Genomic DNA, 19,180 nt, shown 5'->3' with positions numbered 1-19,180 from the left:
CTTTATCCGGGAAAGCACCGCGCCCGCATGCGCGAGCAATACGCCAGCAGGTTCGGGTAGCGCCGCGCCGCATCGTTCAGCGGCGTCTTCATCGCCGGCTCGCAGATGTTGCCCAGGAAGCCATAGGCGGTGGCGTCGAAGTTCGTTGGCTCGGCACCGAAGAAGAACGGCTGCTCGCCGAGCAGCTCCGACAGCGCCCGCAGGTCGGCTTCGGCGCGGGCGTAGATGTCGGCCTGCGGGTGGCGGCCCATGCCGTGACCCCAGGCATCGCGGCGGATCTGCCCGCGGATCATGCGCGTGACCAGCGCCCGCACCGGCGCCGGGATCTTGCCGAAGAAGATCGGCCAGAACTGGTCCCAGCCCTTGGGATCGATCCAGCGCGAATACACCAGGCCCCAATAGGTATTCTCTTCCAGCATGCGGCGCATGGCGTGGGCCTGGCCGCGCTGCTGCGGGCTGAGCTTGGCGTCGAGGTCGATGCCGTGCTTCTGCGACAGGCGCTGGATGATGCGCTCGGAGTCGCAGATGGTCTCGCCATCGGCCACCACCACCGGCAGCTTGCCCACTGGCGCCTTGCGCGGGTCGGGCTGCCACTTGATCTCGTAAGGCAACCCGGCCAGCCGCAGCCAGGTCTCCAGCTTCATGCAGAACGGCGAGATGTTGGGCATGCCCAGCCCGGTGGGAAACTGGTGTAGCTCGATCGCCATCTGCCGCTCCTTGGGGATCTAGAGAGTGCCTATTCGGCGAGCCAGATCGCCGCCTGCTTCGAGTAATAGCTGAGAATCATGTCTGCGCCTGCACGGCGGAAGCACAGCAGGGCTTCCAGCATCGCCTTGCGCTCGTCCAGCCAGCCGTTCTGCGCGGCGGCCTTGAGCATCGCGTACTCGCCGCTGACCTGGTAGGCCGCCACCGGCACCGCGAACTCGTCCTTCACGCGGCGGATGATGTCCAGGTAAGGCATGCCCGGCTTCACCATCACGATGTCGGCGCCTTCCTGCAGGTCCAGCGCCACTTCGCGGATGGCCTCGTCGGTGTTGGCCGGGTCCATCTGGTAGGTCTCCTTGCCGCCCTTGCCCAGGTTGGCCTGCGAGCCCACGGCCTCGCGGAAGGGGCCGTAGAAGGCGCTGGCGTACTTGGCGGCGTAGGCCATGATCATGGTGTTGTGGCGGTGGTCGCGCTCCAGCACCTGGCGGATGTGGTTCACGCGGCCGTCCATCATGTCGGACGGCGCCACGATATCGGCGCCGGAGCGCGAGTACAGCAGCGCCTGGCGCCGTAGGATCTCGCAGGTGGCCTCGTTGTCGACGTAGCCCTGGGCATTGAGCACGCCGTCATGGCCGTGACGGGTGTAGGGGTCCAGCGCCACGTCGGCGATCACGCCGATCTCCGGCACCGCGTCTTTCACCGCCTTGATCGAGCGCACCATCAGGCTGTCGGCGTTCAGGGCCTCGGCGCCATCGTCGCTCTTCTTCTCCTGGGGGGTCACCGGGAACAGCGCCACGGCGGGCACGCCCAGCTTGAGCAGCTCGCGGCACTCGGCCACCAGCTGTTCCAGGGTCAGGCGGGTGACGCCGGGCATCGAGCCCACCGGGCCGGCCAGCGCACCCTCGGCCACGAACAGGGGCTGGATCAGGTTGGCCGGGGTGAGCGCGGTCTCGCGCACCATGGAGCGGATGAACGGGGCCTGGCGCGTGCGGCGCAGGCGGGTGGCGGGATACTGGCCTGGGGTCACGGTGGATTCCGGTGGATCGGGGCGGGGAGGGCCCTGGAGCAATTATACCGACCCCCCCGGGGAGGCACGGCGATTCGGCTATGATCCCGGTAGACCGCAAGATCCGTTCCGCCTTCCCGCATGGCCCGAGCCGAACCCGCCGACAACCTGGAGTCACTGCTGCGCGCCACCGCTGGCGGTGATGCCCTGGCGTTCCGGCGCCTTTACGACGCCAGTTCCCCGCATCTGTTCGGCCTGCTGATGCGTATATTGCAGCGTCGGGATTGGGCGGAGGAAGCCTTGCAGGATTGCTACATCAAAATCTGGCAGAAGGCGGATACCTACGCCCCTGAAAAGGGCCAGCCGCTGACCTGGCTGATGACCGTGGCGCGCTACCGCGCCCTGGACCTGCTGCGCGTCCGCCGGCCCGAGGTGGAGATGCCGGAGGAAGAGGATGCCCCGCCGATGACCTTCGCCGATGGAGCCGCCGACGACCCGCAGCTACGCGCCGTGGAGCGTGAGGGCATCCGCCGCCTCAACGATTGCATGACCGGCCTGGCGCCGGAGCAGCGCCGCAGCGTGCTGCTGGCCTATTACGAGGGCTACACCCACCAGGAGCTGGCCGCGTCGCTGAATGCGCCGCTGGGCACGGTGAAGAGCTGGGTACGCCGCGGCCTGCAGCGCCTGCGCGAGTGCCTGGAAGCCTAGGCCGATGAAATACCAGAACCCCAAGCTCCGCCAGATGCTCGCCGCCGAGTACGTGCTCGGCACGCTGCACGGTGCCGCGCGCCGCCGCTTCGAGCGCTTGCTGAAGAAGGACGCGGCGCTGGTCAAGGAACTGCGCTATTGGGAGCGCCGCCTGGCGCCGCTGCAGCGCAGCTTCAAGCCGGTGGTGCCGCGCGAGATCGTCTGGGCCGAGATCGAGCAGCGCATCCAGGCCGCCCGAGTGGTGGCGTTGCCGGCTGCGCGTTCCGTCACCGAGGACCGTGGCCGGCTGGGCTTCTGGCGCACGCTGTCGGCGGCCGCCTCGCTGGCGGCGGTGGGCCTGGGCTACGCGCTGTGGCTGCAGTTGCAGCAGTCACCGCAGGTGATCGAGCAGGTGCGCACCGTGCAGGTGATCCAGCCCATGCCCTACGTCGCCATGCTGCAGCCCACCAACGTGCCGGCGCAGTGGATCGTGGTGGTGACGCCGGCGCGGCGCAGCCTCAAGGTCAGCGCCGCCGGCAGCTACCCGCACGATCTGGACACGCAAAGCCTGCAGCTCTGGGTGCTGGACGACACCGGCCAGCCGCATCCCATGGGCCTGATGCCGGAAGGCAGCAATGCCGACCTGCCGCTGCCCGAGATGAAGATGCCGCAGAAGCCGGTGATCGCCGTCAGCCTGGAGCCCAAGGGCGGTTCGCCCACCGGCCTGCCGACCGGGCCCGTGCTCACCACCGCGCCGCTGCTGCAGCTGTAACAAATCTCCGGTTTCCCGGGGCTGCCGGGCTCGGCTACTCTTGAGAGCCGCGGACGAGCCAGAGCCCCCTGCATGCGCATCGGCATCGCCATCGACGTCAGCACTGACGTGTCCCACGAGTTCGTCGTGGAGAACCGCATCCAGGTGTTGCCCAGCACGATCCACATGGGCGACAGCAGCGTGGTCTACGGCCGCGAGCCCGAGCGCAGCCGCGCGTTCTATGAGGAGCACCTGGACGAACGCGCGCTGGACGCCGAAACCTCCGCCTTCAGCGTGCGCGAGATCGAGGAACTGTTCCTGCGCCGCCTGGTGCTGGACTACGATTACGTCTTCCTGATCACGCTGACCGCGTCGCGCAGTCAGACCTACGAGAACGCGCACAAGGCCGCGTTCGCGATCCTGCAGAGCTACGCGCCGATCCGCCGCGAGCACCGCGTGGAAGGCCCCTTCGGCATCCGCGTGGTGGATTCGCAGAGCCTGTTCACCGGGCCCGGCGTGCTGGCCTGGGAGGCGGCGCGCCTGGTGCAACAGGGGCATACGCCCCAGGACATCCGTGTGCAGCTGGATGACCTCACGCCCTACCTCCATTCCTACGTCGTGCCGCAGGACCTCTACTACCTGCGCACGCGCGCCGCGCGGCGCGGCGACCAGTCGGTGGGCTTCCTGGCCTACGTGCTGGGCCAGACCCTGGACATCAAGCCGATCATCCAGGCCGTGCGCGGCCAGACGCATGCGGTGGCCAAGGTGCGCCATTTCGACTCGGCGGTGGAGCGGCTGTTCCACCATGCCATCGGCCGCATCGAGGCCGGGCTGCTGGTGCCGCTGGTCAATGTCTCCTACGGCGGCAATCCCTCGCTGGTCTACGACATGCCCGGCTACACCGCCCTGCAGCGCACCGCCGAGCGCTATGGCGTGACGCTGATGCTGTCGACCATGGCGCCGGCCACGGCGGTGAACGTCGGCGTCGGTGCCCTGTCGCTGGCGTATTGCGGCGATGCCGGCGAACTCACGGAGCTGTAGGACGCGCGAGCCCACCGGATTGTGACCCGCAGCACATCGCTGCGCAGCCGTTGGTGCGGAGCAGGTCGATCAGCGCTGTAGGCTTTTTCCGTATCGGATGTCCCCTGACGGTGAATCCCGGTTTCCGGTGAAATGCCGCACAAAGCGGCACTTTTGGCCCGCGGACAATGGCGCATCACTATTAGATAGAGGGTGCCCGTGATGAAACCGTTTCTTCCCGCGCTGCGATTAGGCGCTGCCGCGTTGTGCCTCGGCATGGCGCCCAGTGCCCATGCGGGCCTGTTCGACAACCTGCTGGAGGCGCTCAAGCCCAAGCCGGTGGTCAGCTTCGAAGCCGCCAACTCCTCGGTTACCGAGGGCGGCGCCCGCAGCATCAATCTCAAGCTGTCGCGCAGCAGCACGCGTGAGGTGTCGCTGTCGTATGCGCGCGGCGGCAGTGCTTCCGCCAACGACTACAGTGCAACGCCCGCCACGATCCAGTTCGCCCCCGGCGAGACGCTCAAGACCATCAGCGTGACCACGGTGGACGACACCCAGGTGGAAGGCACCGAGACCCTGGTGCTGACCTTGGGCACGCCCGGCTACGGCAAGCTCGGCACGCCGGCGCAACACACGCTGACCATCGCCGACAATGACGTCGCGACGCCGACACTGAGCTTTTCCGCCGCCACCGCCAGCGGCACCGAGGCGCAGTCCAGCACGGTGGATGTGGTGCTGTCCGCCGCCAGCACGCAGACCGTCACGGTTGGCTACACCACCTCCGGCACCGCCACGCGCCCTGGTGACTGGCAGGTGGCGCCCAGCGGCACGCTGACGTTCTCGCCCGGCCAGACGCGCAAGACGCTGACCATCACGCCGGTGGATGACACGCAGGTGGAATCCGCCGAGACCGCCATCCTGACGCTGGCCTCGCCGGCCAACGCCACGCTCGGCAGCCCGGCCGTGCATACCCGCACGATCCTGGACAACGACTCGCCGCCCGTCTCGGGCAAGTGGGTCACCGGCTACTACGTCGGCTACGCCCGCGATCTCTACCCGGTGGAGGTGGTGGACTTCAGCGCCATGACGCACATCGTCATCGGCCGCGTGCGGCCGTTGGCCAACGGCAACCTGGTGACAGACTTCGACATCGACGCCGTGGAGGGTCCGCGTTGGGCCAAGCAGGTGGTCGCCGCCGCGCATGCCGCCGGCACCAAGGCCATCGTGATGCTGGGTGGTGCGGGTGAGTACGACGGCTTCGTCGGGGCCGCGTCCAACGCCAACCGCGCGCGCTTCGTCGCCAACCTGGTGGCGCTGGCCAACGAGTACGGCTTCGACGGCTACGACATCGACTGGGAACCGATCGAGGTCAAGGACCAGCCCAACGTGAAGCGTCTGGCGCAGGACCTACGCGCCGCCGCGCCGGGCAAGCTGCTGACCATCCCCATCGGCTGGATCAACAACAACTTCCCCGAGCAGGCCGAGCCCTGGTACGCCGAGATTGCGCCGCTGTTCGACCAGATCAACATCATGAGCTACGGCATGGCCTCCGGCTTCTGGGGCTGGAACACCTGGCACAGCTCCGCGATCTACGGCGAGACCGGCATGACCCCCACGTCCATCGACTCCACCGTGCGCCACTGGCTGCGCGTCGGCGTGCCGGCGGCCAAGCTCGGTATCGGCATCGGCTTCTACGGCTCCTGCTGGCGCGGCGTGACACAGCCCTACCAGTCCACCGACGGCGTGGATACCGGGGGCCTGCCGATCAACGGCAACGACGACAACGACATGAGCTACACCAACATCATGACGCTGTACTACAACGCCTCCGCCAAGCGCTGGCACGAGGCCGCCAAGGCGCCGTACCTGGGCTCCGCCACGCGCCTGGGTCCGCAGCAGTGCAACTTCATCTCGTATGAAGACCCGCAGTCCATCGCCGAGAAGGCGGTCTACGTGAAGCAGAACGGCCTGGGCGGCACGATCGTGTGGACGATCAACCAGGGCTACCTGCCGAATGCGCCGGCCGGCCAGCGCGACCCGCTGATGCAGGCGCTGAAGCAGGGGTTCCGGCAGTAGTGTCTCTTCCCTCTCCCCTTGCAGGAGAGGGGATACAAGTCAGCCGCCGAGCTTGCTGTCGAACCAGGCCAGCAGCTCGGCGGTGACTTCATCCCGGCAGGTGTCGTTCAGCAGCTCATGCCGCCCGCCATCCCAGATGCGCACGGCGACATCACCAAGGCCCGCCTTGCGGTAGTGCGCTTCCAGCGCGCGCGGACCCTTCTCGCCCTGGCAGGCGGGGTCGTCGCTGCCGGCAATCACCAGCACCGGCAAGTCCTTGGGAACGCGCGCCAAGCGGCCCTGGTCGCCGAGCCGCCCGCCCATCTGCATCAATGAAATCCACAGCGCCGCGCTGCAGCGGAAGCCGCAGCGCGCGTCGCGCACGTAGAGATCCACCTCTTCCTCGTCGCGCGACAGCCAGTCGAACGGCGTGCGGGCCGGCTTGAAGCGGCGGTTGAAGTCCTTGAACGTCAGTTGTTCGGCCAGCGCGCTGCGATGGCGGCCGCCGAACCAGCTCGCCTCCACGCGCAGCAGCGTGAGGCCGATGGCCCGCAGCGGGCCGAGATCGCCGCTGGTGGCGGAAAACACCGCGCCGCCCAGGTCGCGGCCGTGCTCCACGACATAGTCCTGCAACAGGAACGAGCCCATGCTATGGCCGAACATGAAATGCGGAAGGCGCTGCAGCTCCTGCTCCGCCAGTGCACGCACGCCGTTGATGGCCGACAGGGTGCGGTTCCAGCCGTCCTGGTCGGCGAAGTGCCCCAACTCGTCGGCATTGCGCACACTGCGGCCGTGGCCGGGCAGGTCCTGCGCGTAGACGGCGTAGCCGGCGGCGACCAGGGCCCGGGCGTAGCGCTCGTAGCGCGCGCCATGCTCGGCCATGCCGTGGACGATCTGCACCACGGCGCGGGCGCGCGCCGGCAGCCAGCGGTGGACACAGGCCTGGGTGCCGTCAGGCAGACGGTGCTGGAAGGTTTCGCGTTTCATCAACTGATTCCCCGTGGACCCATGCTCACATATCGCAGGGCAGGGGACAAACCCTGAACCGTACCTCGCTCCGTCCCGGAGCCCGGACGGCTAAGCTGGCGCCATGATCATCGGCCTGATTTCCGATACCCACGGCCTGCTGCGCCCCCGGGCGATGGACGCCCTGCGCGGCTGCAGCCTGATCCTGCATGCCGGCGACATCGGCGAGGGCGTGCTCACGCCGCTCCAGGCCCTGGCCCCGGTGCAGGCGGTTCGTGGAAACAATGACTTGCAGGGCCCCGAGGCGGCCGAGCCCGAGACCCGGCTGGTGGAGATCGCCGGCCGCCGGCTGTACCTGATCCATGACCTGAAGGAACTGCCGATCAACCCAGCGGCCGAGCGGATCGACGCCGTGATCAGCGGTCACTCGCACCGGCCGAAGATCGAGACGCGCCACGGCGTGCTCTACCTCAATCCCGGCAGCGCCGGACCGCGGCGCTTCAGCCTGCCGATAGCCCTGGCGAAGCTGCGGATCGAGGCTGGGGAGATGAAGGCAGAGATGGTGACGCTGTTGTAGGAGCGGCTATTAGCCGCTAGGCCCCATCGTGGCTAACAGCCGCTCTTGCAGATTTCACGGCTCCGGCGAATCTGCCGACGCATGCTTCTCACCCGCCCGTGGCTGCGGCTCGCGCACGAAGCCCAGCAGCTTCGGTGCCTTGGTCCGGTCCAGGCGCTCCAGCGGCAGGTTGGTTCCGGGCAGGTGCAGCGCCAGCGCGGTGGCCTGGCCGGAGGGCAGGGCCAGCGCCTCGGCGAGCTGGTCCTCGTCCACCGGGCCGGCGGCGGAGCCCAGGCGCGGCAGGGCCCAGTCCAGCTCGTTGTCCGGCAGCGCGGCCGGGCCGTACTCCGTCAGCAGCAGGATCGAGCCCTCCTCGTCCAGGAAAGCGCGGCTGGGCTGCTTCACGCGCTGGCCGGTGTGCACCTGCAGGCCTTCGCCGCCGTCGCAGGTCCAGAGCACGTAGGGCGCGGTGTCCAGGCGCACGTAGCCGCGCTGCGGGCCGTTCTGGAAATACCAGCGGCCGTATTCGTCGGCGCCGTAGTTGCGGCTGATGGTTTCCAGGATCTGCGGGCGCGAGATCAGCTCGCCGCGGATCAGCCAGCGGCCGCGACGGTCCAGGCTGAGCCAGCCGAACAGGGCCGGCACGTTGGGCCAGCGCGCCAGGGCACGCAGGACCCAATCTTCCATCGGAGCGTGGCCGGGTATGGACGGGGGCGTGTTCATGGGCGCAGGGTAGCGTCTCCGCCGGAACCTTTCGACCGTATGCCGGCCTTAGATGACAGCAAAAGCCTGGGAACGCCCATGAAAAAGCCTCTATTGCTACTTGCCGCCACCCTGGCCCTGTCGGCCTGCGCCACGGTCACGCCCTACCAGCCGGTCGACGGCGGCCTGGGCTATGCCGAGCAGAAGCTGGAGGCCAATCGCTACCGCGTGCGCTTCACCGGCAGCGGCAAGACGCCGCGGGCCACGGTGGAGAACTACCTGATGTACCGCGCGGCGGAGCTCACCGTGCAGAACGGCTACGGCTACTTCCTGGTGGCGGGCCGCGACGTGGAGACGCCTCAGCCGCGCTCCGGCAGCGGTGGCGGCGTCAGCTTCGGCTTCGGCTCCGGCGGCCATTCCGGTGTCGGCATCGGCCTGGGCACCGTGATCGGCGGCGACGAGCCCTCGCTGGCGCAGATGGACGTGCTGATGTTCGCCGGGAAGAAGCCCCCCAACCGGCCGGAGGCCTTCGACGCGCGCGAGGTGCTGGCCAACCTCGAGCCGACCATCCAGCGTCCCAAATAGGCGATCATGGCGGGCCCCACCCGCCACAGGATCTTCAAGCATGGTGCTCACCGGCCTGCAGTTGCAGGGCTTCCGCGAACTCGCGGCCGTCACGCCCGGTATCGACGTCGACGTCTACCAGCAGCACGGCAAAGACCCGCTGGACCCGGTGATCGGCCTGGGCCGTGCCGACGCCCGCATCGGCTTCTTCGGCCGCGACCCCGGCCGCGACGAGGTGCAGCACGGCGAGCCTTTCATCGGTGCCGGCGGGCAGCATGTTCGCCGCGCGCTCTATCGCCGCCTGCACGGCGGCAAGCCGCTGCCGGACTTCGAGGCCTCGCGTGTCGTCGGCCGCGACTTTTACTGGGCCAACACCGTCCCCTACAAGCCGCTGGGCAACAAGGCCTGGTCCACCAAGGTGAAGCAGCGCTTCCACCCGCTGATGCGCGAGCTGCTGGTGGGCCACTGGCGCGGCGACCGCATCATCACCCTGGGCCGCGAGGCCTTCCTGTGGTTCGGCATCGGCCAGACCAAGGTCGAGCGCGAGCGCCTGGAGGCCTTCTGGGAGAGCGAGGGCCGTTTCGAGGAGTCGGTGGCGGTGACGCTGGCCACCGACGACGGCCGCTCACGCCAGTTCCACATCTACCCGCTGCCGCACCCGTCGCCGCTCAACGCCACCTGGTATGCGCGCTTCCCCGGATTGCTGGATGCGCGCCTGGCGCAGCTCGACGTGCGCGCGGACAACCTGGCGCTGCCCTAGTGAATTCTCGTCGCGGCCGGAGGTCCCACTGACATGAAACCCGCACTTTCGGTCCTGGACCTGGCTCCCGTGCCCGCCGGCGGCAGCGCCGCCGAGGCCCTGCGCCGCACGGCGGAACTGGCGCGCCTGGCCGAGCTGCTCGGCTATGTGCGCTACTGGTTCGCCGAGCATCACAGCATGCCCAGCGTGGCCAGCTCCGCTCCGGAAATCCTCATCGGTCATGTCGCCGCCGCCACGGAGAAAATCCGCGTGGGCTCCGGCGGTATCATGCTGCCCAACCATCCTCCGCTGCGCGTGGCGGAGAATTTCCGCACGCTGGAAGCCCTGTTCCCGGGCCGCATCGACCTGGGCCTGGGCCGCGCGCCGGGCTCGGACTACGCCGCCAGCCGCGCGCTGCGCGCGGTGGACGGCGTGCGCTTCCCGGCGCTGCTGTCGGAGCTGCTGGCCTACTGCGGACAGTCCGAGTTTGGTGCCGACCACCCCTCGCGCAACGTGCTGGCCATGCCGGAGCAGGTGCCGCTGCCGCCGGTGTGGATCCTCGGTTCCAGCGGCGCCAGCGCGCAGCTTTCCGGCATGGCCGGCATGGGCTATGCCTTCGCCAGCCATTTCAGCCCGGCCCCGGCGGCGCCGGCCTTCAACCGCTACCGCGACAGCTTCGAGCCCTCCGCGCAATTCCCGCGGCCGCACGCAATCCTTGGCGTGGCGGCGGTCTGTGCGCCGACCCTGGAAGAGGCCGACCACCTCGCCAGCACCATGGACCTGGCCTGGCTGCGCATCCACCGCGGCGAGTTCCTGCCGCTGCCGAGCCCGGAAGAAGCCCAGGCCTATCCCTACAGCGAGGATGAGCGCGTGGTGGTGCGTGACCTGCGCAAGCGCAGCATCGTGGGCGATCCCGCGACCGTGCGGGCGCGCATCCAGGAGATGGCGCACGATGCCGGGGCTGACGAGGTGATGGTCGTCAGCAACATGCACGGCCACGCCGAGCGCATGCGCAGCTACGAGCTGATCGCGGAGGCGTTCAGCGCCTGAGCATTGCGTGGGAGCGACGCAAGTCGCGATCTTTTTTAGGCGACGTGGGACGATCGCGACCAAGGCCGCTTCCACGACCCACGTCGCCGTCAGGCGACGCCGGCGTCCGCGTCGCTTACCACCGGCCGGCTCTCCCGCGTCGCCCGCATGGCGCGGCCCGGCTCGCTGGCATCCACGATCTCGATATGGTCCTCGTGCACCGCCTGGATGGTGGCGGCGAAGGGCATGCCCATGAAGCGCGGCACGCGGTAGCTGACCGTATCGCCGACCTTGAAAGTGGCGGGGTCGAAGTTGAACTCAAAGGGGCAGGCTTCCTGCGTCATGGCATTCCTCCAGGGCCGCGGCATGGCCGGATTGTGCCCCAGGAGGGGGTTGCCGCCCTACCCGGAGCGGGGGAGGGGCCGTCGCGGAGTTGAAGCAAGGTTCATACTAGAATGGCCTTCCCAAGGTGGCGAGTCGACTCTTAAGTGTTTTTTGACATTCTGGTGGTGGTGGGCCTGGTGCTGCTCAATGGCATGCTGGCCATGTCCGAGCTGGCGGTGGTCTCCTCGCGCAAGGCGCGCCTGCAGGCGATGCAGCAGCAGGGGATCTCCGGAGCGCGCACCGCACTGGAATTGCAGGAACGCCCGGGTCGCTTCCTCAGCACCGTTCAGATCGGCATCACCCTGGTCGGCGTCTTCGCCGGTGCCTATTCCGGCGCCGTGCTGGCCGAGCCGCTGGGGGTCTACTTCGTTGAGCAGGGCGTATCGGCGGAATACGCCAACGACATCGCCCTGGGCCTGGTTGTGGCCACCATCACCTATATGTCCCTGATCATTGGCGAGCTGGTGCCCAAGCAGGTGGCGCTACGCTACCCCGAGCGCGTCGCCGTGCTGGTGGCGCCGCCGATGCGGATGCTGTCGCGCCTGGCCGCGCCGCTGGTCTGGGTGCTGGAGAAATCCAGCGCGCTTTTCCTGAGCCTGCTGCCGAAACGTCGCGAGGGCGAGGGCCGCATCACCGACGAGGAAATCCACGCGCTGGTGGAAGAGGCCGCTTCCAGCGGCGTCGTCCGCCCCGAGGAGCAGACCATGATCGCCGGCGTCATGCGCCTGGGCGACCGCAGCGTGCGTGCGCTGATGACCCCGCGCAACCAGCTCGACTGGCTGGACCTGGACGAGCCGCTGGAGGCCCAGCATGCCATGCTGCGTGCCAGCAACCACACCAAGCTGGTGGCGGCGCGCGGCGACGTCGATCATTTCGTCGGCTTGGTCTCCGCCAAGCGCCTGATCGACGCGCTGCTCGATGGTGCCGGCCAGATCGAGCCGGCCAAATTCGTGGTCGACGCGCTGGTGGTGCCCGACAGCCTGGATGCCGTGGACGCCATGCGCGAGCTGCGCGATACGCCGCTGCATGCCGCCATCGTGGTGGATGAGTTCGGCAGCCTGCAGGGCCTGATCACCGTGACCGATGTGCTGTCCGCCATCGCCGGTGAATTCCACCGCGGCGATGAGCCGCGCCCTGGCGTAGCACGGCAGGACGATGGCAGTTGGCTGGTCGACGGCAAGCTGTCGGTGGACGAGATGGGCGCCCTGCTGAGCATGCGCCTGCCCGAGGAGCGCGACTACGAGACCGCCGCCGGCCTGGTGCTGTCCGTGCTCGGCCACATCCCGCGGCTGGGCGAGACCGCGCGCATGGGCGACTGGCGCTTCGAAGTGATGGCGCTGGACGGCCGCCGCATCGACAAGCTGCGCGTCTGCTTCGACGATTCCGAGACCGAGGAATAGCGGCCGGACACGGGCCTAGAGACTCGACCCCGGAGGAGGCAGCGGTTCGTTGCCTTCGGCCGGCGGCCGTGACAGGTCGGTTTCGATGAAGCGCCGCGTCATCTCGGCCGGATCCATCCCCAGCGGCTCGAAAAACGACATGCGGTGCTTCAGCGGGCGGTTGCCAGTGGCTGTCAGGTAGGTCAGCGATTGCATTTCGCGGCCATGCGCGCGGAAGTGGCAGGACATCGTGCGGAACGGCACCCCGGCGATGACCACGTCGCGCACCGGCCCGATCTTCAGCCCGCTGTAGCGCCCCTGCGCCGCGATCTACTTCACATCCTCGATGGTCGAAAGGAAGTGCGGGCTGAAGGCTGCATCACCCAGACCCTGGCGTTGGCGCAGGTCGTAGCGATAGACGTCGATGAAGCCCGCCGGCCCTTCGTACTTACGGCTAGAGCCCAGGCCCGGCGCTTCCTGCTCGTAGGAATAGGCGCTGACCTGTATCCAGCCCGGCACCTGGTCCGGCGGCGGCGGGCGCAGCGGCGCGGCCCGGCAGCCTGCCAGCAGGACAGTCAGCAGCAGGACAGCGCGAAGGGTCATGGCGGGCTCGGCAGGAAGAAATCCTGCGCCCGATACGCCAGCGCCGCGGCAAATCTCAAGCGGCCATCAACCGCAAGGGAAACGCTCAGCGCGGCAGCGTCACCGCCGCCACGCCGCGCGGGCCGCAGTAAACCGACTCGGTCTCCTCCAGGTTGAGCACGCGGCCCCGGGCTTCGCCCGGCGGCAGCGGCAGCACCTGCGGCGGGCCGATGACGAAGCCGGTTTCCCCGGCATGGGCGATGTCGTAGACCTCCAGCAGCGGCGCGGACCCGGAGCGGCCCGAGGCCACCAGCAGACGGCGTCCGTCGCGCGTGAGGGCCAGCTCGGCATCCGGCCGGGCGGCAACGCGGTCCAGCTCCACCCCGGTGGCATCGCTGATGACGATGTGCTGCTCGTCGAGCCGGGCCCAGCGCTCGCCGAACAGATCGCTCGCGGACTGCAGCGGCGCGGCGGCATCACCGGCCAGCAGGGCCAGGCTGCCCGGCAACGCGTAGCCGCCCGGCTCGGTGAGCGCGCCGGTGGCCGGCTCGTACTGCAGCACGCGCCCGCCGGAGGCTTTGTCGCCTACCACGTAGAGCGCCGTGCCGTCGTCCGCGGCCAGGGCCTGCGTGACGTCGGTGCCGGGCAGCGCCGGGACGGTGCGGCGCGTCGCCGCCAGCGTCACCGGGTCCAGGTGGCGCAGCACGTCGGGGCTCAGCGCCAGCAATTCACGGCCGCCGTTGGGCAGCACCAGCATCAGCGGTGTTTCCAGGCCTGGCGGTGCCAGGCGATGGCGCCATTGGCTGCCGTCGTGGCGCAGCTGCGCCAGCGGGATGCCGGGCTCGCCCGGTGCGGCGTAGTTGCAGGCGTGGCGTTCGGCGTCGAGCACGCCGTATGCGAGCGGCGACTCCGGCAGTGCTTGCGGCGGGCGCGCCGCGCCGGCGGCGACATAGCTGAAGGGCGCCTGTACCACCAGCAGCGCGCTGCTGCCCACGCTCATGCCGGGCACCGTCAGGCGCAGCGGGTAGCGGCCGGGCGGCAGCGCCGGCAGGTCCACGAGCAGTTGCATCGGCGAGCGGCGCTCCAGCGTCGTGACCTGCTGTGTGCCGACCTGCAGGCCCTGGATGTCCAGCTGGTCGAAGTAGGCGCCGGACAGCACTACGCGCGCCGCGCGCCCGGCCGGCAGCAGGTACGGCGCCGCGCTGCGCAGGAAGGGGCGGTCCAGCGTCAGCTCCACCGGGATGCGGACCGGCGACACGCCGTCGGCCGCGGACTCGATCACGATGGTGGTGTAGTAGTTGCCGTTGGGGAGGTCGGCAATGGCGTCTGCGTTCAGGCGGTATTCGAGCTGCGAGGCATCGCCGGTCCGGCCCTCGGACTGCGACAACTGCAGCCACGGGGCCGGCTCTTCCAGCGAAGCGCTCCAGGGCACGTCGCGCTCCGGATCGCGCGAGCGCACGTCGACGCGGCGCGCCTGTCCCGCCGCAGGCGCGGACTCGCTGACGCCGAAGGCCGCGGCGGCCTCGGCCGACAGCAGCGGCAGCACGGTGTATTCGATGCCCACCTCGCGGTGCTCGCCCTGCGCGCCCACCTGGAAGCTCAGCGTGGCGCTGTGATAGCGCAAGCTGCCGTCGGTCTGCGGCCGCTGCGCGGCGAAGCCCAGTTGCAGCGTGGCGGGCAGGCTGCCGCCGTTGGCCGGCGATACGCTCAGCCAGCCGCCGGAGGCGCCCTGGTAGTCCACGCGGCTGCTCCAGGAGGCGCTGCCGCCGTGGTAGTCCAGCCGCAGGGCCTGTGGCGGCGGGCTGCGGCCTTCCACCGTCTCCACCCGCACCCGCCCGGGCGTGACCGGGATGCCGACGACGTATTCCACCGGGATGGTGACCGGGCTGCCGGGATACTGCCGCGTGCAGTCGGAATCGGCGCAGGCGCGCAGCACGATGCTGTCGCGGTGTACGCCCTCGCCCAGGCTCAGCGGATGGCGCGGGATCACCTGGCCGCTGGCCTGCAGGCCGTCGATGCGCGGCAGGTCCACGCCGGCGATGGCGGTCTCGCCGTGCTCGATGCTCAGAAACAACGGACTGGCCTGGCGGCTCATGGCGCCGCTGATGACGGCGGCGGCCGGGGTGGCGCCATTGGCCGGGGCGTGGAAGCGGATCGCGCGGGTTTCCAGGGCCAGGCGCGGGGCGTCGCTGCCCAGGTCCTTGGCGAGGTTGGCATCGCCGCTGCCGGCGCCGCTGCCGCAGGCGGCGAGCAGCGTGGCGGCCAGCAGCGAGGCCGGTGCGGCGGCGCGTGAAAGCATGGTGATGATCCCCGGAATCCTGTCTGAAGCTCCCCGCGCCCTGCGGCAGCGGCGCGGCATTCTAGACCCGCCCGGCCCCCGGGGGTTCCCTGGCGGTTGCTTCCGTCCCCCGGCTTGCTACGCTTCCCGGCCCATGCAGCCCGCCGGAGCCCCTCCATGACCGCCCTTCTCGCCATCGACCAGGGCACGACCAGCACCCGCGCCATCGTGTTCGACCGGCAGGGCCGCAAGCTGGGCGTCTCGCAGCAGGAACTGCCGCAGTCCTATCCGCAGCCTGGCTGGGTGGAGCATGACGCCCTGCGCATCTGGCAGGACACCCTGGCCTGCGTGAAGGGCGCGCTGGCCGACGCCAAGCTGGCGGCCGGGGACATCGCCGCCATCGGCATCACCAACCAGCGGGAGACCACCGTGGTCTGGGAGCGCGCCAGCGGCCAGCCGATCCATCCCGCCATCGTCTGGCAGGACCGCCGCACCAGCGACTTCTGCAAGCAGCACGAGTCGCGCTCCAACTGGCTGTCGGACAAGACCGGCCTGCTGCTGGACCCGTATTTCTCCGCCACCAAGATCGCCTGGATCCTGGACCAGGTGCCCGGCGCCCGCGCCCGCGCCGAGGCCGGCGAGCTGGCCTTCGGCACCATTGATTCCTGGCTGCTGTGGAACCTCAGCGGCGGCCAGCTGCACGCCACCGACGCCACCAACGCCTCGCGCACCGCGCTGTTCAACATCCGCACGCAGGACTGGGACGAGGAGCTGCTGGCCTTCTTCAAGGTGCCGCGCGCGCTGCTGCCGGAGGTGCGCGACAGCGCCGCCGACTACGGCAGCACTTTGCCGGAGCTGTTCGGTGGCGCGATCCGCATCGGCGGCATCGCCGGCGACCAGCAGGCCGCCACGGTCGGCCAAGCCTGCTTCTCGCCGGGCATGATCAAGTCCACCTACGGCACCGGCTGCTTCATGGTGCTCAACACCGGCAGCGAGTTCGTGCGCTCGCGCAACCGCCTGCTGTCCACCGTGGCCTATCGCCTGAACGGCCAGACCACCTATGCGCTGGAAGGCGCGATCTTCGTCGCCGGCGCCGCGGTGCAGTGGCTGCGCGACGCCATGCAGCTGATCCGCGGCGCGGCCGAGACCGAGGCCCTGGCCAAGTCGATCCCCGACACCCAGGGCGTGTACCTGGTGCCGGCCTTCACCGGCCTGGGCGCGCCCTACTGGGACCCGCAGGCCCGCGGCGCCGTGCTGGGCCTGACGCGCGACTCCGGCATCGCGCACATCGTGCGTGCCGCGCTGGAGTCGGTCTGCTACCAGACGCGCGACCTGATGAACGCCATGTCGCAGGACTCCATCGTGCCCACCGAGCTGCGCGTGGACGGCGGCATGGTGGTCAACGACTGGCTGACGCAGTTCCTCAGCGACATGCTGAAGATTCCCGTGATCCGCCCGCAGACGGTGGAGACCACCGCGCTGGGCGCCGCCTTCCTCGCCGGCCTGCAGGTCGGCGTGTACCAGTCCCTGGACGAGATCTCCGCGCTGTGGGGCGTCGAGCGCCGTTTCAGCCCGACGCTGGACGTGAACAAGGCCGACCAGCTCTATGCCGGTTGGCTGGATGCCGTGCAGCGCGTGAAGAGCGGCTGACCCCTGCGGCTCAGACCGCTTCGAACACGCCTTCGATCTCCACCTCGAGATCGCGGCGGCAGATTTCGCCGTGCAGCACGGACAGCGGCAGCGGCGTGCCCAGCAGGGATTCCGCCAGCGCGCGCAGCGACGCGGCCTGCGCGGCATCGCGCACGTACAGGCGCAGCGCCCGCGGCTGCCAGCGCAGTGCCGGCTCAGCGGCAAAGTGCTGCCGCTGCGCTTCCGCCAGCAGTGCCCGCAGGTTATCCACCGTCTCGCGCAACTGCGCGGGCGCGTCGTAGGGATGCTGCGTGGCATGGCCGACCACGCTGGCGGTGCCGGAGACCAGCAGCAAACGATCCAGCAGTGTGGCGCGCGCGAAGCTGGGCGCGCGCGGGCTGTACTCGCGCGGATAGCGGTAGGCACTGACCTGGCGCGGATTCTCCACCGGGATGCCTGCGCGCTTGCCGGCCAGGAAGCCGACCTGCAGGCCCGGCACGAAGCTGCCGATCACCGTGGCGGCCGGCAGCTGCTGCTCGAAGCCCGGCGCGGCGATGGCGTCGTAACGGCCGACGCAGAAGCGCCGATAGCGCTCGTCGTCGCCGTCGCCGCCGGTCACTTCATGGAAGTAGTTCCACAGGCGCAGCGCATGCGGGTAGCCGCGCTCGCGCAGCAGCCGCAGCAGGCGGCCGTAGGCGAGGTAGCCGGCGCGCTCCATGTCCACCGACTGCGCCGCCGGCACGCTGAACAGGCCGAACAGGTAATCGCCGCTGCGGCGCAGTTGCAGGCCTGGCTCCGCCACCAGCGTCTCCACCGGGCCGCCGGCCAGCCAGTCCTCGGTGGCCTCGCCCGCCAGGGACTGCAGCGGGAAGCGCAGGCGCTCGGCCGCGCCGCCGTCGGCGCGGCCGAACTCCAGGCGCGCCAGCAGCTCGGCCGGGGTGGCGGCGGGCAGCAGGATGGAGGCGGGAGCGGGGGACATGGCAAGGATCACGCGGGCATTGCGTGATTAAATGTTGTATTTAGTTGCAAAAGCAAAGGATTTGGGCGACATGCCGTTCCGGGGCGCTAAAGATACCGGCGCTTCCGGAAGATATACAGCAGCGCGAGGCCCATCACGAGCAGGAACAGCAGCATCGCCTCGAAGCCGTAGCGCGCTCCCGCCCAGGGGATGTGCTCGAAGTTCATGCCGTAGATGCCGGTGATCAGCGTCAGCGGGAAGAAGATCGCCGACAGCACGGTCAGGAATTGCACGATGCGGTTGGTGCGCCCGGTGGCGATGGCGAAATGCAGCTGCACGGCGGCCTCGATATCGCGCTCCTGGCCGGAAGCGTGGTTGAGCACGCGGTTCACGTGTTCCACCAGGTCGCGGATCTTCACCTCGTCGTGCGGGCTGCAGTCGAGGAATGAATTGCGGCGCCAGGAGTCCAGGGCCTCCAGCTGGCTCTCGGCCAGCGCCTCCATCTGCCGCGCTACGCGGCGGCCGCGCAGCAGCGCGCGCCAGTCGCTCATGCGGCTGTCCGGGTCCAGCAGCTCATCCTGCAGCACCGAGAAGCGTTGCTCCATCGGCTCGCGCACCTTCAGGTAGCGGTCCACCATCACGTCGAGCACGGCATGGGCCAGGCTCAGCACCGACTCCGCGCTCCGCATGCGGCCGTCGCGGATGCGCTGCTGCACGACATGGAAGCTGACGTTGTCCTCCGCGCGCACCGTGATCAGCACGCGGCGGAACAGGAAGAACGCGGCGGTGCGCGTCTCCACCGGAAAGGGATCGTCGTTGGGCCCCAGGCCCTGGAACACGAGCATGTCGTACTCCGAGGTGCCGTCGAAGAACGACGGGTGATAGGGGTTCATGCTGTCGCTGACGTGCTGCGGCTCGATCGCCACGCCCACCACCGGCTCCGCCCAGCATTCCCAGCCCTCGGCCTCGTCACGGAGGAAGTCGGCCCAGATCAGGCCGGTCTCCGGCAGGGGCGCGTCCGGCGGCAGGATGCGGGGCGGCTCGCCGTTGTTGAAGTGGAAGATCTGCATGGGGGGAAAATAGCAGCATGCAGAGGTGCAGTCAGCGATCCGGGTCACCTGAAGAGGCAGAAGCCATTCGCCCTGAGGAGCGAAGGGGGAGTGCCATCCATGGCGCGACCTGGGCTCGCC

20 protein-coding genes are annotated in these 19,180 nt (G+C 69.3%); 10 read left to right on the top strand and 10 right to left on the bottom strand.

Going from position 1 to position 19,180, the window contains the following annotated elements; genetic code table 11:
• Window positions 1–2: 2 nt before the first annotated feature.
• Together QT386_RS10375 and hemB are read right to left on the bottom strand one after the other, a co-directional pair.
• Window positions 3–707 (bottom strand): glutathione S-transferase family protein, encoded by a 705-nt coding sequence (locus QT386_RS10375; RefSeq protein ID WP_289273685.1) that lies wholly within the window; start codon window positions 705–707, stop codon window positions 3–5.
• A 29-nt stretch (window positions 708–736) separates the two neighbouring features.
• Window positions 737–1,732: a porphobilinogen synthase gene (hemB, locus tag QT386_RS10370; protein ID WP_289273684.1), complete on the bottom strand. Its 996-nt coding sequence runs from the start codon at window positions 1,730–1,732 to the stop codon at window positions 737–739.
• A 120-nt stretch (window positions 1,733–1,852) separates the two neighbouring features.
• Here hemB and QT386_RS10365 point away from each other — a divergent pair, with 120 nt between their 5' ends.
• The 4 genes from QT386_RS10365 (at window position 1,853) to QT386_RS10350 (ending at window position 6,245) form a co-directional block, all read left to right on the top strand.
• Window positions 1,853–2,419: a sigma-70 family RNA polymerase sigma factor gene (locus tag QT386_RS10365; RefSeq protein WP_289273683.1), complete on the top strand. Its 567-nt coding sequence runs from the start codon at window positions 1,853–1,855 to the stop codon at window positions 2,417–2,419.
• A gap of 4 nt (window positions 2,420–2,423) precedes the next feature.
• A complete protein-coding gene (locus QT386_RS10360) occupies window positions 2,424–3,170 on the top strand; it encodes an anti-sigma factor (protein WP_289273682.1) in 747 nt (248 codons plus the stop codon).
• 72 nt (window positions 3,171–3,242) lie between these two features.
• Window positions 3,243–4,190, top strand: a complete 948-nt coding sequence (locus tag QT386_RS10355; RefSeq protein ID WP_289273681.1) for a DegV family protein — start codon at window positions 3,243–3,245, stop codon at window positions 4,188–4,190.
• Window positions 4,191–4,391: 201 nt separating this feature from the next.
• Complete coding sequence (locus tag QT386_RS10350) at window positions 4,392–6,245, top strand: glycosyl hydrolase family 18 protein (protein ID WP_289273680.1); 1,854 nt, start codon at window positions 4,392–4,394, stop codon at window positions 6,243–6,245.
• 39 nt (window positions 6,246–6,284) lie between these two features.
• On the opposite strand, the gene QT386_RS10345 is transcribed toward QT386_RS10350, so the two are convergent.
• On the bottom strand, window positions 6,285–7,211 hold the full coding sequence (locus QT386_RS10345; protein WP_289273679.1) for an alpha/beta fold hydrolase: 927 nt from the start codon (window positions 7,209–7,211) through the stop codon (window positions 6,285–6,287).
• Window positions 7,212–7,314: 103 nt separating this feature from the next.
• Here QT386_RS10345 and QT386_RS10340 point away from each other — a divergent pair, with 103 nt between their 5' ends.
• Window positions 7,315–7,767 carry a metallophosphoesterase family protein gene (locus tag QT386_RS10340; RefSeq protein ID WP_289273678.1) on the top strand — a complete coding sequence of 151 codons (453 nt, stop codon included), beginning with the start codon at window positions 7,315–7,317 and terminating at the stop codon, window positions 7,765–7,767.
• Window positions 7,768–7,821: 54 nt separating this feature from the next.
• On the opposite strand, the gene QT386_RS10335 is transcribed toward QT386_RS10340, so the two are convergent.
• A complete protein-coding gene (locus QT386_RS10335) occupies window positions 7,822–8,469 on the bottom strand; it encodes a DUF2946 family protein (protein ID WP_289273677.1) in 648 nt (215 codons plus the stop codon).
• A 78-nt stretch (window positions 8,470–8,547) separates the two neighbouring features.
• Between QT386_RS10335 and QT386_RS10330 the strand changes: the two genes are divergently transcribed.
• Genes QT386_RS10330 through QT386_RS10320 form a run of 3 tightly spaced genes read left to right on the top strand, consistent with a single transcriptional unit; the run spans window position 8,548 to window position 10,801 of the window.
• Entirely contained in the window at window positions 8,548–9,033 is a 486-nt protein-coding gene (locus QT386_RS10330) for a hypothetical protein (protein ID WP_289273676.1), read from the top strand.
• A gap of 40 nt (window positions 9,034–9,073) precedes the next feature.
• Window positions 9,074–9,772, top strand: a complete 699-nt coding sequence (locus QT386_RS10325; protein WP_289273675.1) for a uracil-DNA glycosylase family protein — start codon at window positions 9,074–9,076, stop codon at window positions 9,770–9,772.
• A 33-nt stretch (window positions 9,773–9,805) separates the two neighbouring features.
• Window positions 9,806–10,801 (top strand): LLM class flavin-dependent oxidoreductase, encoded by a 996-nt coding sequence (locus tag QT386_RS10320; protein WP_289273674.1) that lies wholly within the window; start codon window positions 9,806–9,808, stop codon window positions 10,799–10,801.
• Between the two features lie 89 nt (window positions 10,802–10,890).
• Here the strand turns inward: QT386_RS10320 and QT386_RS10315 are convergent, their stop codons facing one another.
• Window positions 10,891–11,124 carry a hypothetical protein gene (locus QT386_RS10315; RefSeq protein WP_289273673.1) on the bottom strand — a complete coding sequence of 78 codons (234 nt, stop codon included), beginning with the start codon at window positions 11,122–11,124 and terminating at the stop codon, window positions 10,891–10,893.
• Between the two features lie 144 nt (window positions 11,125–11,268).
• Between QT386_RS10315 and QT386_RS10310 the strand changes: the two genes are divergently transcribed.
• Window positions 11,269–12,564, top strand: a complete 1,296-nt coding sequence (locus QT386_RS10310; protein WP_289273672.1) for a hemolysin family protein — start codon at window positions 11,269–11,271, stop codon at window positions 12,562–12,564.
• A 15-nt stretch (window positions 12,565–12,579) separates the two neighbouring features.
• Here the strand turns inward: QT386_RS10310 and QT386_RS10305 are convergent, their stop codons facing one another.
• The 3 genes from QT386_RS10305 to QT386_RS10295 form a co-directional block, all read right to left on the bottom strand.
• Complete coding sequence (locus QT386_RS10305) at window positions 12,580–12,831, bottom strand: hypothetical protein (protein WP_289273671.1); 252 nt, start codon at window positions 12,829–12,831, stop codon at window positions 12,580–12,582.
• Between the two features lie 42 nt (window positions 12,832–12,873).
• Window positions 12,874–13,146 carry a hypothetical protein gene (locus QT386_RS10300; protein ID WP_289273670.1) on the bottom strand — a complete coding sequence of 91 codons (273 nt, stop codon included), beginning with the start codon at window positions 13,144–13,146 and terminating at the stop codon, window positions 12,874–12,876.
• 85 nt (window positions 13,147–13,231) lie between these two features.
• Window positions 13,232–15,424 (bottom strand): hypothetical protein, encoded by a 2,193-nt coding sequence (locus QT386_RS10295; protein WP_289273669.1) that lies wholly within the window; start codon window positions 15,422–15,424, stop codon window positions 13,232–13,234.
• 156 nt (window positions 15,425–15,580) lie between these two features.
• Here QT386_RS10295 and glpK point away from each other — a divergent pair, with 156 nt between their 5' ends.
• Window positions 15,581–17,053 (top strand): glycerol kinase GlpK, encoded by a 1,473-nt coding sequence (glpK, locus tag QT386_RS10290; protein ID WP_289273668.1) that lies wholly within the window; start codon window positions 15,581–15,583, stop codon window positions 17,051–17,053.
• Window positions 17,054–17,063: 10 nt separating this feature from the next.
• Here glpK and QT386_RS10285 read toward each other — a convergent pair whose 3' ends face one another.
• Window positions 17,064–18,011 (bottom strand): hypothetical protein, encoded by a 948-nt coding sequence (locus tag QT386_RS10285; protein WP_289273667.1) that lies wholly within the window; start codon window positions 18,009–18,011, stop codon window positions 17,064–17,066.
• Window positions 18,012–18,097: 86 nt separating this feature from the next.
• Entirely contained in the window at window positions 18,098–19,060 is a 963-nt protein-coding gene (locus tag QT386_RS10280; protein ID WP_289273666.1) for a magnesium transporter CorA family protein, read from the bottom strand.
• Window positions 19,061–19,180: the final 120 nt, after the last annotated feature.

Origin of the sequence: Solimonas sp. SE-A11 (genome assembly GCF_030345715.1) — a bacterium.
Lineage (GTDB): Bacteria > Pseudomonadota > Gammaproteobacteria > Nevskiales > Nevskiaceae > Solimonas_A.
This window is presented reverse-complemented; position numbering and strand designations above follow the sequence as displayed.